The sequence below is a fragment of the Tenacibaculum holothuriorum genome (assembly GCF_002120225.1).
Lineage (GTDB): Bacteria > Bacteroidota > Bacteroidia > Flavobacteriales > Flavobacteriaceae > Polaribacter > Polaribacter holothuriorum.
Map to the genome: position 1 here is coordinate 391,558 of NZ_LAPZ01000002.1, position 15,817 is coordinate 407,374.

The 15,817-nt window shown below is 31.7% G+C and carries 13 protein-coding genes; 6 read left to right on the forward strand and 7 right to left on the reverse strand.

What is annotated here, in order from left to right; genetic code table 11:
- Window positions 1-226: 226 nt before the first annotated feature.
- Complete coding sequence (locus WH52_RS04725; RefSeq protein ID WP_086029781.1) at window positions 227-784, forward strand: carboxymuconolactone decarboxylase family protein; 558 nt, start codon at window positions 227-229, stop codon at window positions 782-784.
- Window positions 785-895: 111 nt separating this feature from the next.
- A complete protein-coding gene (locus tag WH52_RS04730) occupies window positions 896-1,258 on the forward strand; it encodes a cupredoxin domain-containing protein (RefSeq protein ID WP_086029782.1) in 363 nt (120 codons plus the stop codon).
- A gap of 55 nt (window positions 1,259-1,313) precedes the next feature.
- Here the strand turns inward: WH52_RS04730 and WH52_RS04735 are convergent, their stop codons facing one another.
- From WH52_RS04735 to trxA, 5 genes are all read right to left on the reverse strand, one after another.
- Window positions 1,314-2,648, reverse strand: a complete 1,335-nt coding sequence (locus WH52_RS04735; protein ID WP_086029783.1) for a deoxyguanosinetriphosphate triphosphohydrolase — start codon at window positions 2,646-2,648, stop codon at window positions 1,314-1,316.
- 68 nt (window positions 2,649-2,716) lie between these two features.
- Entirely contained in the window at window positions 2,717-3,388 is a 672-nt protein-coding gene (locus tag WH52_RS04740) for a hypothetical protein (protein ID WP_086029784.1), read from the reverse strand.
- 398 nt (window positions 3,389-3,786) lie between these two features.
- Window positions 3,787-6,174, reverse strand: a complete 2,388-nt coding sequence (locus tag WH52_RS04745; RefSeq protein WP_086029785.1) for a ribonucleoside-diphosphate reductase subunit alpha — start codon at window positions 6,172-6,174, stop codon at window positions 3,787-3,789.
- 157 nt (window positions 6,175-6,331) lie between these two features.
- Window positions 6,332-7,303: a ribonucleotide-diphosphate reductase subunit beta gene (locus tag WH52_RS04750; protein WP_086029786.1), complete on the reverse strand. Its 972-nt coding sequence runs from the start codon at window positions 7,301-7,303 to the stop codon at window positions 6,332-6,334.
- A gap of 438 nt (window positions 7,304-7,741) precedes the next feature.
- Window positions 7,742-8,101 (reverse strand): thioredoxin, encoded by a 360-nt coding sequence (gene trxA / locus WH52_RS04755; protein ID WP_086029787.1) that lies wholly within the window; start codon window positions 8,099-8,101, stop codon window positions 7,742-7,744.
- A 170-nt stretch (window positions 8,102-8,271) separates the two neighbouring features.
- Here trxA and WH52_RS04760 point away from each other — a divergent pair, with 170 nt between their 5' ends.
- From WH52_RS04760 to WH52_RS04775, 4 genes are all read left to right on the forward strand, one after another.
- Window positions 8,272-10,425: a prolyl oligopeptidase family serine peptidase gene (locus WH52_RS04760; protein ID WP_086029788.1), complete on the forward strand. Its 2,154-nt coding sequence runs from the start codon at window positions 8,272-8,274 to the stop codon at window positions 10,423-10,425.
- Between the two features lie 63 nt (window positions 10,426-10,488).
- On the forward strand, window positions 10,489-10,956 hold the full coding sequence (locus tag WH52_RS04765; protein ID WP_086029789.1) for a hypothetical protein: 468 nt from the start codon (window positions 10,489-10,491) through the stop codon (window positions 10,954-10,956).
- An 11-nt stretch (window positions 10,957-10,967) separates the two neighbouring features.
- The gene (locus WH52_RS04770) at window positions 10,968-13,046 is read left to right on the forward strand and encodes a M13 family metallopeptidase (RefSeq protein ID WP_086029790.1); all 2,079 of its coding nucleotides are present in this window, start codon (window positions 10,968-10,970) and stop codon (window positions 13,044-13,046) included.
- A 186-nt stretch (window positions 13,047-13,232) separates the two neighbouring features.
- Window positions 13,233-14,162, forward strand: coding sequence for an ABC transporter ATP-binding protein (locus WH52_RS04775; protein ID WP_086029791.1), 930 nt, complete (start codon window positions 13,233-13,235; stop codon window positions 14,160-14,162).
- On the opposite strand, the gene WH52_RS04780 is transcribed toward WH52_RS04775, so the two are convergent.
- Window positions 14,152-14,601: a GreA/GreB family elongation factor gene (locus tag WH52_RS04780; RefSeq protein ID WP_086029792.1), complete on the reverse strand. Its 450-nt coding sequence runs from the start codon at window positions 14,599-14,601 to the stop codon at window positions 14,152-14,154. The two genes, WH52_RS04775 and WH52_RS04780, sit on opposite strands and share 11 nt — an antisense overlap.
- A gap of 1 nt (window position 14,602) precedes the next feature.
- A complete protein-coding gene (locus WH52_RS04785; protein ID WP_086029793.1) occupies window positions 14,603-15,712 on the reverse strand; it encodes an NAD(P)/FAD-dependent oxidoreductase in 1,110 nt (369 codons plus the stop codon).
- Window positions 15,713-15,817 lie beyond the last annotated feature (105 nt).

Consider the following 15,817-nt stretch of genomic DNA (forward strand, 5'->3'; position numbering starts at 1 on the left):
GTACTAGGAACTTCTGTCCATTTTTTAAGGTCTATTCTCGTCGCATCTTTGTACCAGAATTTTTAATCATTCTTTTTTGAAGAATATAAACACTTAAAAAGATGAAAGAAACACAAAATTATCAATGCCCTAATTGTTGGGGATATCAAGAATACGATGCTCAATTTCCTGAAAGAGAAATTTGCAACTGTAACAATAATAATTAATAATCTTAAAAAATATAACCATGAGTACAAGAATTGAAACATTAAATCCAGAAACAACAACTGGTGAAGCAAAAGAATTATTTAACGCTGTACAAAACAAGTTAGGTTTTATACCAAACTTAATTAAAGTTTTCGGTAACTCACCAGCTACTTTAAAAAGTTATTTAAGTTTAGGAGAATTAACCGCTAGCGGAAACTTTTCAAACAAATTTAGAGAGCAATTAGCTTTAGCTATTGCAGAAGAAAATGAATGTAACTATTGTTTATCTGCTCACACTGCTATTGGTAAAATGAACGGATTAACCGAGGCAGAAACTGAGCAAAACAGACAAGGAGTCTCTAACGATGCCAAAACTCAAGCAGGTTTAGAGTTTGCTAAACTAGTAACTAAAAATCGTGGAAACGTAACTTCAGAGCAACTTTCGGCAGTAAAAGAAGCAGGTTATAACGATAGTGACGTTTTAGAAATTGTTTTAAACGTTGTTTCTAATACATTAACAAATTATGTAAATCATATTGCTGAAACTGAAATAGATTTTCCAAAAGTTGAAGCAGGAAAATTTACTGTAAATATTTAAAAACTGTTTTGGTTTAAACGAGTAGTGTTTTAAAGTTTTACACGGGAGTTTGTCTTAAAAACACTACTCAAAATCAAAAGAAATTGTAACATCAAATTAACTTAAATAAACATGAAAAAATTAATCGCAATTGTAGTATTCGTATTAGGTTTTGCTTTTCAAGCAAACGCACAAGAAGTAAAAACTGTAAGCTTAGAACAAACTAAAGGTGAGTTTACTCAAAAGTCTATAACATTAGATGAAGGAACCTATGTTTTTGAAATTTCTAATAAAAATGTAGGACATGATGTAGGTTTTGTGTTAGCTCCGAAAGGAAAAACCGACCAAAAGCATCATATTAAAAATGCATATGTTACTTCTTTAGTTAAAAATAATAAGAAGTCTACATCAAAAAAGGTAGCATTAAAAAAGGGCGAGTATGTATATTTCTGTCCGTTAAATCCAACGCCACAATATACACTACTTGTTAAATAGGTAGATTTTAGATTAATGCTCAATCCCGCCAATTGGCGGGATTTTTGCTTATAAATTATATAATATTTCCTGTTATTTTTTTGTGAAGTCTAATTGCAAATCCGTCTGATAAACCAGCTACATAACTGCATATTTGCATAATTCTATCGTACACATATTCTTTTTCTTGCTGATATTGATCTGGTAATAAGTTCAGCACCAATTTATCGTAATTAGACATTTTGTTATCATGCTTATTGTTTAATGCAGTAACAAAAACATTTAGTAAATCGGCAATAATTTTATAACCTGCTACCTCCTTCTCTACCACTTCTTTACTCTTGTATATTTTTTCTACACAAATAGCTATAATATCATTTATTTGAGCTTCGTATTGACATTTATCTAACAATCCTCTATCAAATTCTCCTTTTAAAATAGCATCTTCATTATCTAAAAATATAGTAACAGCTTCTTCTATTAAAGAACCGATGGCAATAGCACGTAAATAAGCTGTACGATCTTTTTTATGTTGAAGCGCATAATACTTATCTCTATTAATATTCTTGGTTAGCTTAGACATGTATTCTAAAGCATAACTTTCGTCTATTAATCCAAGGTTTATACCATCTTCAAAATCGATTATTGTATAGCAAATATCATCTGCTGCTTCTACTAAATATGCCAATGGATGACGATAATACGAAACTCCAGAACTTTCTTTTTTAATCAATCCTAAATCAGAGACAATATCTAAAAATGCTTCTTTTTCGCTTTGAAAGAAACCGTACTTCTTATCTACAATATGTGGTGTTGGTTTCTTTGGTAAAGACTCTTTTGGATATTTTATAAATGCTCCTAAAGTTGCATACGATAAACGTAAACCTCCTTCGATTCCTTCTCTACTTTCAGTTAGAATTTTAAATCCGTTTGCATTTCCTTCAAAATCAATTAAATCTTGATACTGCAAGTCGGTTAACTCATTTTTATACAGAAGTCCTTTTCCTGTTTTAAAATACTCGCCAATCGCTTTTTCTCCTGAATGTCCAAAAGGTGGATTTCCAATATCGTGCATTACAGAAGCTGCTGCTACAATAGCACCAAAATCGTTAAAAGTGTAACCTAATTCTTTTAAGTTCGGATGACGTTCTAAAAGTACCTTTCCTACTTTTCTCCCTAATGTACGCCCAACTACAGAAACCTCTAAACTATGTGTTAAACGCGTATGAACAAAGTCGGTTTTAGAAAGCGGAATTACCTGTGTTTTATCTTGTAAACTACGAAATGCCGATGAAAATATAATTCTATCATAATCTACCTCAAAACCTAAACGAGTTTCGTCTTGTGCTGCTCTTTCTCTTTTTTGAGTATCTCCGTGTTTTTTTAACGATAGGAGTTGTTCCCAGTTCATCATCTTCTAAAATTTTGTCGAAAATACGAAAAAAGAGAAGCCTTTAGACCTCTCTTTTAACTTAATAATTATGCCACCTTCCAAAAAGTTTTTATCTCTCTTGCAGTATCTTTAATTTTTTCTAAAAAAAAGAATTTATTTTTGGGAGAAGAAATCATTCTACCATCAAAAACATCTAAAGAAAAACATAATTCAGGTAAAATTTTTGCTCCATAATCATCTCCAATTACCTTTAAGTATTCTTCAATTAAAAAAGATACTTTTTGAGAATCTTCTAAGCTAAACACATTCCTTTTCGATATGTGTATTTTTATTCCACCAATATATTTTTCTTCATTATATATTATAGTAAAAATAACATCTGGAGAAACTAAAACTTCAACTCCTTCTATAAAAATTGATTTTATTTTTGGTTTCTTAATAATATCTATTTTATGATTTCTTAAAATACTAGGTATTTTTATTTTCATATACCTTTGGATTGCCTCAATAGAAATAGTTTTGTTTAATATTTGCCTAGGTTTAACAGGCATCCTACTCTTAAGTCTTTCTAACCCTTCTATAATAGGTTTATTATCTCCATTGTTTGCCAATGATTTTTTAATACTAGCCCTTGAGGTTTGATATAATGATATCATAAATTTATTAGGCTCTTTTTGTTGCCTTATTATTCTTTTCTTTTTAGACTCTGTCCCTTTAGAGAAATCTACAAATTGATTGATTGAAATGAAATATTCCATAAATTATATTGTTTTTTAACTTATTAACTTTTTGTTTTTTTGTTAATAAGTCGGTTCGCAAGCCTAGAAACAAGGCCATAAAACTTGTTTTAAGCTCTTATAAAATTTAGAAAAATAACTTGGTGAAAAGAATACTGTTTTGTAAGTTTGAAGAACAAAGAAAGAGATGAGTTAATCTCAATACTCTTTTTCTTTAATAATTTTTACTCCCGTCCAAAGGAAAAAATTAAAATATTTTACCAAGAGCGATATTTCCAGTATCGCTTTTTTTTATGTTTTGTTTCTACTCTATATATTTATTTTTAAAATTTTCTTTTAAAAGAGAAGCCTTTCGACTTCTCTTTTGCTTTAAAATTAACTTACTTTCGCCCTTCAATGAAAGCATTTAATAACTATTTTTAAGAACCACACATTAAGCAGTCGTCTGGTCCTTCTGCATTTTTAGAAGCATCAACCATTGCCTTAAATTCTTCAGCACTCATTGGCTTATCTTCTTCTTTCTTTTTTACATCTAAAGTAAACTGTTTTGCATTTACTGCCGACTTAGTACGTAAGTAGTACATTCCTGTTTTTAAGCCACTTTTCCATGCATAGAAATGCATTGAAGTAAGTTTACCGTAATCAGGATCTTTCATAAATAAGTTTAACGATTGAGATTGATCGATAAAATATCCTCTATGGCGAGCCATATCAATAATATCTTTCATACTCATTTCCCAAACTGTTTTATATAAGTCTTTTAGGTCTTGTGGAATTTCTTCAATATGTTGAATAGATCCGTTTGCACGCATAATATCTTCCTTCATATTATTATCCCATAAGCCTAATTCTACTAAATCTTCTAATAAGTGTTTGTTAACAACAATGAATTCACCAGATAATACTCTACGCGTATAAATATTAGAAGTATATGGTTCGAACGCTTCGTTGTTTCCTAAGATTTGAGAAGTAGATGCTGTAGGCATTGGCGCAACTAATAACGAGTTACGAACTCCGTTTTCCATTACTTCTTTACGTAATGATTTCCAATCCCATCTTCCGCTTAATTCATCATCTTGAATTCCCCACATGTTGTATTGGAATTCTCCTTGAGACATCGGTGAACCTTCGAACGTAGAATATGCTCCTTTAGCTTTAGCAACCTCCATAGATGAAGTAACTGCTGCGAAATATAAGGTTTCGAAAATTTCTTGATTTAACTTCTTTGCTTCTTCTGATGTAAACGGTAAACGTAACATGATAAATGCATCTGCTAATCCTTGAATTCCTAATCCTACCGGACGATGGCGCATGTTAGAATTCTCTGCTTCGATTACTGGATAGTAATTGCGGTCGATTACAGTATCTAAGTTTCTAACCACTTTTTTAGTTACATCGAATAATTTTTGGTGATCAAAGAATTTATTTCCGTTTTCATCTTCAGCAACAAACATTGGTATTGCTATCGATGCTAAGTTACATACTGCTACCTCATCTTCGGCAGTATATTCCATAATCTCCGTACATAAGTTCGATGAACGAATAGTACCTAAATTCTTTTGATTAGACTTACGGTTTGCAGCATCTTTATATAACATGTATGGAGTTCCTGTCTCAATTTGAGATTCTAAGATTTTCTCCCATAAATCACGTGCTTTAATCGTTTTTCTTCCTTTACCAGCCGCTTCGTAACTTGTATATAAACGTTCAAATTCTTCTCCGTAAGTATCGTATAAGTGTGGGCACTCGTGCGGACACATTAACGTCCATTCTCCATCTTCTTGAACACGTTTCATGAATAAATCAGAAATCCACATTGCATAGAATAAATCACGCGCACGCATCTCTTCTTTACCATGGTTCTTTTTTAAGTCTAAGAAATCGAAAATATCGGCATGCCAAGGCTCTAAATACATTGCAAAAGAACCCTTACGCTTTCCTCCTCCTTGATCTACATAACGAGCTGTATCGTTAAATACACGTAACATTGGAACAATTCCGTTTGATGTTCCGTTTGTTCCAGCAATATAACTTCCGGTAGCACGAATGTTATGGATAGATAATCCGATTCCTCCTGCCGATTGAGAAATTTTTGCAGTTTGCTTTAATGTATCATAAATACCTTCAATACTATCGTCTTGCATTTGTAATAAGAAACAAGATGACATTTGAGGTTTTGGTGTACCTGAATTAAATAATGTTGGTGTAGCGTGTGTAAAATATTTTTTACTCATTAGCTCGTATGTAGCAATAGCTTCGTCTATATCTTCTTTGTGAATTCCTATAGATACACGCATTAACATTTGTTGCGGACGCTCAACAATGTTACCGTTTAACTTTAATAAGTAAGATCTTTCTAACGTTTTAAAACCAAAATAATCGTAGTTAAAATCTCTACTATAAATAATTGTTGAATCTAATTTATCAGCATTTTTCATGATGATTTCATATACATCATCTGCTAATAACGAGGCGTTTTTTCCTGTACGTGGATTTACATATTCATACAAATCCGTCATCGTTTCAGAAAAAGACTTCTTAGTATTTTTATGTAAGTTAGATACGGCAATACGAGCTGCTAATTTTGCATAATCGGGATGCGCAGTTGTCATAGTAGCGGCAATTTCTGCTGCTAAATTATCTAATTCAGAAGTTGTTACTCCGTCATAAATTCCTTCAATAACCCTCATGGCTACTTTTACCGGATCTACAATATTGTTTAATCCGTAACACATCTTTCGTACACGAGCTGTAATTTTATCGAACATTACTGGCTCTCTTCTACCGTCTCTTTTCGCTACATACATATTTTGGTTTGGTTTTAAATAAGGTTAATTTGTGTGATTTTTTGTTATTCTTTTTAATTTTTCATTTGCTTCTTTTGAAACAATATACGTCCTGTTAAAGCAGCAAGTGCTTTAATAATAAACCGCATGTAGGGGATAGCAGTATTGAAATTATTTTTTAGAAATCAGCGTCGAAACTAATACTTCCAGTTCCTCCTGATTTTACTCCCGCTTTTTGATATTCTGATACTCTTTTTTCGAAGAAATTTGTTTTTCCTTCTAAAGAAATCATTTCCATAAAATCGAACGGGTTTGTTGCATCGTATTCTTTTTCGCAACCAAACTCTAATAATAAACGATCGGTTACAAATTCTAAATATTGCGTCATTAATTTTGCATTCATACCAATTAAACTTACTGGTAAAGATTCGGTGATAAACTCACGCTCAATATCTAATGCATTTACAATAATTTCGCGAATACGTTCTTTCGGCACTTTATTTATAATGTGATTGTTGTGCAAGTGTACAGCAAAATCACAGTGCATACCTTCGTCACGAGAAATTAACTCGTTAGAAAAAGTTAAACCTGGTAAAAGCCCACGTTTTTTAAGCCAAAAAATAGAACAGAAAGATCCTGAAAAGAAAATTCCTTCTACTGCAGCAAAAGCAATTAAACGCTCTGCAAACGAATCAGACTCAATCCATTTTAACGCCCATTCTGCTTTTTTCTTAATTGCAGGAAAAACTTCTATTGCCTTAAATAACTTATTCTTTTCCTCTTCATCTTTAATATAAGTATCTATTAATAATGAATAGGTTTCAGAATGGATATTCTCCATCATAATTTGGAACCCATAAAAGAATTTTGCTTCTGAATACTGAACCTCGTTTACAAAGTTTTCTGCTAAATTTTCATTAACAATTCCGTCTGACGCAGCAAAGAATGCTAAAATGTGTTTAATAAAGTAACGCTCATCGTCATTTAATTTATTATTCCAGTCATTTAGGTCAGAGTGCAGGTCAATTTCCTCTGCAGTCCAAAAACAAGCTTGTTGTTTTTTATACCATTCCCACAAATCATTATGTTGAATAGGAAAAATAACAAAACGGTCTTTGTTTTCTTGTAAAATAGGTTCGATTACAGACATTTTTTTTGGCTAAAAGGTTGTTTTATTTTTCGTTTTCTAGGGGAAAAACAAAGATTGAAAAAATTGCTAAAAATTGAAAGTTATACTTATTCACAAATCCCTTGAAGTTTTTAACAAAACACGTTTTCATCATAAAAAAAACTAAAAAACACATTTTTTCAAAAACCTAATAACCAACTGATTAAAAATAAAAAATTAGCTTACGTAGTGATAAACACTGAGTTTCTTATTTGAGTTTTTTGCATAAAAAAAATGACGCTGTTGGCGTCATTTTTTTTAATGCTCATAGTGGTTAATTACCCCTTAAAATACCAGTATGATTTCTCTTTCAGTTTCTAAATATTGTTATTAATAACAATTTTCGAGTGCAATATACATTACAAGTCTAATTTTATAAAACAGTAATGTATAACTGGTATTTTTAAATGTATATTCCGCTTATTTTTTTACTTTTAAAACATCAGCAATAATCTGTTCTATTTGTTTTTTAGGCAATGCTCCATGTGCCATTTGCGGTTCTTCTCCTACAGGGCAAAACAACATAGAAGGTATACTTCTAATACCAAATGCAGCAGAAAGTTCTCGTTCTGCTTCTGTATCTATTTTGTAAATATCAACTTTACCTTCATATTCTTTACCTAATTCTTCAAGTACAGGAGCCAATGCTTTACATGGACCACACCAATCTGCATAAAAATCAATTAATGCCGGTTTATCTCCTTCAAACTTCCACTCTTTATTTTCCTCGTAATTAAATACCTTTTCAAAAAAGGTTTCTTTAGTTAAATTCTCTGTCATTATTAATTGTTTAGTTATTTCTTTTCCTAGAAATAAATTGAGTATAAAGGTAGTCGTTTTTATTTCCTGTTCTTACAAGATTACATTTTAGTGTTAAAATCCTCTTAAAATGTAACATTTCTCGCTTTTTTTCTTCTAATTTTGAAAGCATTAACTAACTCATTTAAATAATGAAAAAACTAATATTCCCTATTCTGGTTGCCAGTACATTAATAATATCTTGCAAAAAAACAGAACTTAAAAAAAGTATAGAAGTGAATTACCCCGAAACAGCTAAGAAACCAGTTGTAGATGAGTATTTTGGAACCAAAGTAACCGACAACTACCGTTGGTTAGAAGACGATCGTAGTAAAGAAACCGAAGCTTGGGTAAAAGCCGAAAACGAAGTAACCTTCGATTATTTAAGTAAAATACCTTATCGTGAACAATTAAAAGAACGTTTGTCTGAACTATGGAACTACGAAAAAGTGGGAACTCCATTTAAAGAAGGTGATTTTACATATTTCTATAAAAATAATGGTTTACAAAACCAATATGTTTTATACAGAACAAGTAAAGAAGGAAAAGAAGAAATTTTCTTAGATCCTAATACATTTTCTGAAGACGGAACGACATCTTTAGGCTCAGTAAGTTTTTCAAAAGACGGAAGTATTGTAGCGTATTCTATTTCTGAAGGTGGTAGCGACTGGAGAAAAATTATCGTGATGAATGCCAAAAACAAAGAAATTGTTGGCGATACAATAGTAGATGTAAAATTCTCTGGAATTGCATGGAAAGGTAACGAAGGTTTCTACTATTCTAGTTACGACAAACCAAAAGGAAGTGAACTTTCAGCAAAAACCGATCAGCACAAATTATACTATCATAAATTAAACACACCGCAAAGTAGTGATGAAGTAATCTTTGGAGCTACTCCAGAGGAAAAAAACAGATATGTAGGAGGTTACTTAACCGAAGATGATAAATATTTAATTATTTCGGCATCAACCTCAACTTCTGGTAATAAATTATTCTTAAAAGATTTAAGTGCACCTAATAGTAAATTAGTAACTGTTTTAAACAATTACGATAGCGACACTTATGTTATTGATAATCGTGGGGAAACATTATACTTAGTAACAAATTTAAATGCTCCTAATAAGAAAGTAGTTACTGTAAATGCTAAAAGTCCAACTCCAAAAAACTGGAAAGATTTCATCGCTGAAACAGAAAACGTTTTATCACCTTCTACAGGTGCAGGATATTTCTTTGCAAAGTATATGGTAGATGCTATTTCAAAAGTAAAACAATACGATTTTGATGGAAAATTAATCCGTGATGTAAAACTACCAGGTGTAGGATCTGCAGGTGGATTCGGCGGAAAAACAAACGCAAAAGAATTATATTTTTCTTTTTCTAATTACAGTACTCCTACTTCATCATATAAATTCAATCCAAAAGAAGGTACGTACGAATTATATTGGAAACCTGCTATCTCATTCAATCCTAATGATTATGAAAGCAAGCAAGTTTTTTATACATCAAAAGACGGCACAAAAATTCCTATGATTATTACGTATAAAAAAGGAACAGAAATGAATGGTAAAAATCCAACTATTTTATACGGTTATGGTGGTTTCAATGTTTCATTAACGCCATCATTTAGCATTACCAATGCAGTTTGGATGGAACAAGGCGGAATTTACGCTGTACCAAACTTAAGAGGTGGTGGTGAATACGGAAAAAAATGGCACAAAGCAGGAACTCAATTACAAAAACAAAATGTATTTGACGATTTTATTGCAGCAGCAGAATATTTAATAAAAGAGAATTACACTTCTTCAGACTATTTAGCAATCCGTGGAGGTTCTAATGGAGGATTATTAGTTGGTGCAACTATGACGCAACGACCAGATTTAATGAAAGTAGCTTTACCAGCGGTTGGAGTGTTAGACATGTTACGTTACCATACATTTACTGCTGGTGCAGGTTGGGCTTACGATTATGGAACTGCAGAACAAAGCAAAGAAATGTTCGAATATTTAAAAGGATATTCACCAGTACACAACGTAAAAAAAGAAGCATATCCTGCAACTATGGTTACTACAGGAGATCATGACGATCGTGTTGTACCAGCCCATAGTTTTAAGTTTGCTGCTGAATTACAAGACAATCAACAAGGAGACAACCCTGTATTAATTAGAATTGAAACCAATGCAGGTCACGGAGCAGGAACTCCAGTTTCTAAAACTATTGAGCAGTATGCAGATATTTTTGGATTCACATTATTCAATATGGGGTTTGAAGCATTACCAAATCCACCGAAATCAAAATTAAAGAGTTAAAGTGTAACATTTTTTTAATTTAAAGCACTAATAGAACATACAACTAACCGAATTTAAACTGTTATGGAAATTGTTTCACTGATTAAAAAAGATGAATTATTAACTAAAAAGTCTTTTGAAAAGAATTTTAATAAACTAACATTCCTTTTAGAAGTGTTGAGAACAAAAAATTTATCTAGTGAAACAATTTCTATAATTAATAAGAAGATAGAAACTATAAATTCTTTTGAAGGAAAACCTCATAAATACAGCACAAAACTAGTTGTTCAGCATCATAATATTACAGAATTAGTTCGTAAGCAACACGGATTGGTAACTGAAAAATATTATCAAAATCAATGGATGGCTTTAGGAATGACAGTTTTCGGATTACCTTTGGGAGTCATTTTTTCTACCGCTTTAGGTAATATGGCTTTTATAGGGATTTTCTTTTTACCAGGTATGTTTATAGGAGCTCAATACGGAAAACAAAAAGACAAAAAAGCGCTACAAGAAGGAAAGCAATTAATATTAAGTACTGAAAAATCATAAATCAATATACAATGAAAACCATTCACAAAGTCTTGTTTGCATCAGCAGTAGCTTCTCTGGCTATTACTTCTTGTAAAACAGACAAAAAACCTGAAGAAAAAGTCCAGGGTATCATTTTAGAAAACATGGATACATCTGTAAAACCCACAGATGATTTCTTTAGATATGTTAACGGAGCTTGGTTAGATAAAACAGAAATTCCTGCCGATAGAACTTCTTGGGGAGGTTTTGGTGAGCTACGTAAAAAAACAGATGCAGATGTTTTAGCTATTTTAAACGATGCAATCGAAAAAAGAGATTTTCCTAAAGTAAAAGATGCTAACGGAAACGAAATAGATTCAGATCAAGAAAAGGCAGTAAACTACTACCAAACTATTATGGATACGGTAGCAAGAAACAAAGCGGGTAAAGCACCTGTTAAACCTTTCCTTAAGAAAATTGATGAAATCAAGGACTTAAACGGCGTACAAGAGTTTATTACAAATATGGCTCCTTACGGTGGTGGAGGTTTTTATGGTTTTGGTGTTTTCAACGACCTTAAAAACAGTAATATGAACGCTGGTTACTTAGGTGCTGGTGGTCTTGGATTATCAAGAGATTATTATGTAGATGCTAAGGTAAAGGACAAGCTAGAAAAGTATCAAAAATTTGTAGCTAAAATGTTACAAGAGTTTGGTGATGATGAAGCTACTGCAAAGAAAAATGCAGCAACAATTGTTGCTTTCGAAAAGAGCTTAGCAGAACCAATGATGACTAAAGAAGAGCGTAGAGATACTCGTAAGATGTACAACCCAATGACTATTGAGGAACTAACTACTTTAGCTCCTACTATCGATTGGGCTGCTCACTTAAAAGGAATTGGAGTTAACGATCTTGAAAAAGTAATCGTTACAGATCCAGGTTATTTTAAGGCTATGAGTGAAACCCTTAAAAACCGTCCGGTAGAAGACATTAAATTATTATTACGTTGGAATGCTATTAACAACTCTTTAGGTTTATTATCTACTGATTTAGAAAAAGCTAACTGGGAATTCTACAGCAAAGAAATGCGAGGAGCTAAGCAACAACGTCCAAGAGATGAGCGTGCTTTAGGTAACTTAAACGGTGCTATTGGAGAAGCTTTAGGTAAATTGTATGTAGATGCTAAATTCCCGCCAGAAGCTAAGAAGAAAGCTAAGGAAATGATTGACAATGTAATGAAAGGTTTCGAAAACCGTATTGCTCAATTACCTTGGATGAGTGAAGAAACTAAGAAAAAAGCCCTAGATAAATTACATAAGTTAACTGTTAAGATTGCGTATCCAGATAAGTGGAAAGATTATTCTGCTTTACAAGTAAAAGGATTAAAAGACGGAGGAACTTATTTTGACAATGCTATTAACGTTTCAAAGTGGAATTTTGAAAAGAACATGGCTAAATTAGGTAAAGAAGTTGATAGAACTGAATGGGGAATGTCTCCTCAAACAGTAAACGCTTACTTTAACCCAGTAAACAACGAAATCGTGTTCCCAGCAGCAATTTTACAACCTCCTTTCTATAACTACAAAGCAGATGAGGCTGTAAACTACGGTGGAATTGGAGCAGTAATTGGTCACGAAATTTCTCATAGTTTTGATGATTCTGGAGCTCGTTTCGATGGTGATGGAAACCTTAAAAACTGGTGGACTAAAGAAGATTCTGAAAAATTCAAAAAAGCTGGAGAGAAGTTAATTAAGCAATACAGCGATATTATTGCTATTGACAGCATGCACTTAAACGGTGAATATACTTTAGGTGAAAACATTGGAGATTTAGGTGGTGTACAAGCTGCTTACGAAGGATTAAAAATCTACTTAAAAGAGCACGGAAATCCAGGGAAAATTGATGGATTTACTCCAGAGCAACGTTTCTTCCTTTCTTGGGGAACAATTTGGAGAACTAAAATGCGTGATGAGGCTCTTAAAAACTTAATCATGACTAACACTCATGCTCCAGGTCAATACAGAGCTTATATGCCTCTTAAAAACGTTGATGCTTTCTACGAAGCGTTTGATGTAAAAGAAGGTGATAATATGTATTTAAAGCCAGAAGAAAGAGTTAGAATTTGGTAAGGTCGCAGACCTTTTAGGCATGATTTTCTTTATAGAAATCGTCAAATAAAATTTTAAAAACCGATACAGAAATGTGTCGGTTTTTTTCATCTAAAACGTCATTGCGAACAAAGTGAAACAATCTCAACAAATAAAATTTTAAACTTCTATTTCTAAATAAATAACTGGAAGCATTACTTTTGTTTTATGCTACAAGTAAACAATATTTCATTTTCATATTCTAAAAAAAAAGAAACCCTAAACAACATCAATTTTTCTTTACAAAAAGGAGAACATTTATGTGTTATGGGAGAAAGTGGTTGCGGAAAATCTACACTGCTAAAAGCTATTTACGGATTGTTAGATTTAGATAAAGGTTCATTATTTTGGAATGATATTGAAATTTTAGGTCCTGCACATCATTTAGTTCCTGGAATGGATTTTTTTAAATACGTAGCTCAAGATTTCGATTTAATGCCATTTATTTCAGTAAGTGAAAATATTAAGAAATTCTTGTCTCGTTTTTATCCTGTAGAAGCCGAAGAAAGAACCCAAGAATTATTAAAGGTTATTGAAATGACTGCTTTTGCCAACACTAAAGTTAAAAACTTAAGTGGCGGACAACAACAACGTGTTGCTATTGCTAGAGCCTTGGCTAAAGAACCCGAATTATTGTTGTTAGATGAACCGTTTAGCCAAATAGATAATTTTAAAAAGAATTCTCTACGTAGAAATTTATTCAATTATTTAAAAGAAAAAAACATTACCTGCATTGTAGCTACTCACGATGGCAACGATGCGCTATCCTTTGCAGATACACTTATTGTTATTAGAAACAATTCTGTTTTAGCAAAAGATACGCCTCATAATTTGTATAAAAATACTACCGATAAATATGTAGCTTCACTGTTTGACGATGTAAATGAATTAACAATTAATAACGAACAATTACTGCTATATCCGCATCAACTAAAAATTGCTGAAACTTCAAAATTTAAAGCAACCGTTATTAATACTTATTTTAAAGGTTTTTATTGGTTAATAGAAGTGCATTTTAATAATCAACGCTTGTTTATAAGTCATTCTGAAAAATTACATACGGGAGAAGTTGTTTGCTTTAATATTCTTAATGAATAGCTACTATAGAAAACTCCTTTCCATTAAATAAAAATTGTTCTCCAGTCTTTTTTCCTAATAATTGTCTACCAATTGGAGATGCAGGAGAAATTGCAAAGTAATTCTTCTTATCTACGTTTAAATTACCAGCACTAATACTTAAAAAATAATTATGTGAAGTTGTAGTTATGATACTTCCTAAACAAGCAATTCTATTTTCTTCTGAAGCATTAATTTTAGCAAGTGTTTCTTTCATTTGTTGAATTCCTACTAACTGCTGACTTGCCTTTTCCATTTCTAACTGTAACATCGCTCTACCAGTTTCATGTTTATCACCAGCAGAACTTTTAGTTTCGCTTTCCAAAGCTTTTTGATTCGAGCTAATCGTAGCTTCAACAGTTGCCAATCGTTTGTTTACAAACTCTAAACATTGTAGATATAATTTTTCTTTTAAGCTCATATTACTCTAATAGTTCTCCTAATTCTTTTCCAACTAAACTGCCAATGGCAACACCCATTCCTCCTAATCGAACACCGCAATATATATTGTTTGAAAGCTGTTTAACAATCGCTTTTTTCTGATTACCAACACCCATTATTCCACTCCAACGATGGTCAATTTCAAAAGAAGTATTTGGTAAAATGGTTGTTTTTAACAACTCTTCTAATTTATTTTTAATTAAATCCGTTTCACCAAATTCAGCAGTATTTTCTCCATTAAAATCTAAATTTCTACCACCTCCAAACAAAATTCTATCGTCTATATTTCTAAAATAGTAATAGCCTTTGTCTAAATGAAAAGTTCCTTTAATATGTAGGTCTTTTATCGGTTTTGTAATTAAAACTTGAGCTCTTGCAGGTTCAACATTTTCGTTCAATAGTTTTTTTGCAAAACCGTTGGTAGCAATAAACACTTTCTTTGTTTTAAAAGAAACTGAATTGGCTTTTATTTCTACAAAATTTCCTAATTCTTCCATAGCAATTACATCGGTAGAATTAATAATTTTTACACCTAACCTCTGAACTTTAAACAATAATTCAGCAATCATTTTACCAGTATCTATCTGTCCTTCAAACTGATTTGTTATATAATTTTGATGTATGTTTTTAAATCCGAATTTATTATCATCTACAGTAAAAACGTTCGATTTAAATAATGGTTGTAATAACTCATTTATTTTTAGAGTTTGCTCTAAACAATCTTCATATAATTCTTCCTCTAAGAAAAGTTCGTATCCTTTATTTTGCTGAAAATCAATATTGTTATCTCCAAGGTTTTTCCTTAATAACTCTAATCCTTTCCAGCGTTTTTCTACTAAATTAAAAACCTCTTCTTCTGTATGAGTTTTTAAATCGTCTATCAACTCAGAAATACTACCAAAACAAGCAAAACCAGCATTTTTACTGCTTGCTCCTTGAGGTAAAACTCCTTTTTCTACAATTAAAATTTTAGCTGTAGGATATTTTTCTTTTAATGTTAATGCACAATTTAAACCTACAATTCCGCTTCCAACAATTGTAAAATCTACTTTAGTAAACCACTCTTTTAATTCCCAATAACTTAAATTCAATGTACTATGCTTTAATTATAATTAGTAACTTGGCATACAAGTTGAATTGCTAAAATAAAAACATTTGAAAGAACGATTAATATATAGTATATGAACTTACTCTAT

What these genes read in the sequence shown, in the direction of transcription:
- WH52_RS04725 (WP_086029781.1), top strand. Translation starts at nt 227, where the DNA reads ATGAGTACAAGAATTGAAACATTAAATCCAGAAACAACAACTGGTGAA.
- WH52_RS04730 (WP_086029782.1), top strand. Translation starts at nt 896, where the DNA reads ATGAAAAAATTAATCGCAATTGTAGTATTCGTATTAGGTTTTGCTTTT.
- WH52_RS04735 (WP_086029783.1), bottom strand. Translation starts at nt 2,648, where the DNA reads ATGAACTGGGAACAACTCCTATCGTTAAAAAAACACGGAGATACTCAA.
- WH52_RS04740 (WP_086029784.1), bottom strand. Translation starts at nt 3,388, where the DNA reads ATGGAATATTTCATTTCAATCAATCAATTTGTAGATTTCTCTAAAGGG.
- WH52_RS04745 (WP_086029785.1), bottom strand. Translation starts at nt 6,174, where the DNA reads ATGTATGTAGCGAAAAGAGACGGTAGAAGAGAGCCAGTAATGTTCGAT.
- WH52_RS04750 (WP_086029786.1), bottom strand. Translation starts at nt 7,303, where the DNA reads ATGTCTGTAATCGAACCTATTTTACAAGAAAACAAAGACCGTTTTGTT.
- trxA (WP_086029787.1), bottom strand. Translation starts at nt 8,101, where the DNA reads ATGACAGAGAATTTAACTAAAGAAACCTTTTTTGAAAAGGTATTTAAT.
- WH52_RS04760 (WP_086029788.1), top strand. Translation starts at nt 8,272, where the DNA reads ATGAAAAAACTAATATTCCCTATTCTGGTTGCCAGTACATTAATAATA.
- WH52_RS04765 (WP_086029789.1), top strand. Translation starts at nt 10,489, where the DNA reads ATGGAAATTGTTTCACTGATTAAAAAAGATGAATTATTAACTAAAAAG.
- WH52_RS04770 (WP_086029790.1), top strand. Translation starts at nt 10,968, where the DNA reads ATGAAAACCATTCACAAAGTCTTGTTTGCATCAGCAGTAGCTTCTCTG.
- WH52_RS04775 (WP_086029791.1), top strand. Translation starts at nt 13,233, where the DNA reads ATGCTACAAGTAAACAATATTTCATTTTCATATTCTAAAAAAAAAGAA.
- WH52_RS04780 (WP_086029792.1), bottom strand. Translation starts at nt 14,601, where the DNA reads ATGAGCTTAAAAGAAAAATTATATCTACAATGTTTAGAGTTTGTAAAC.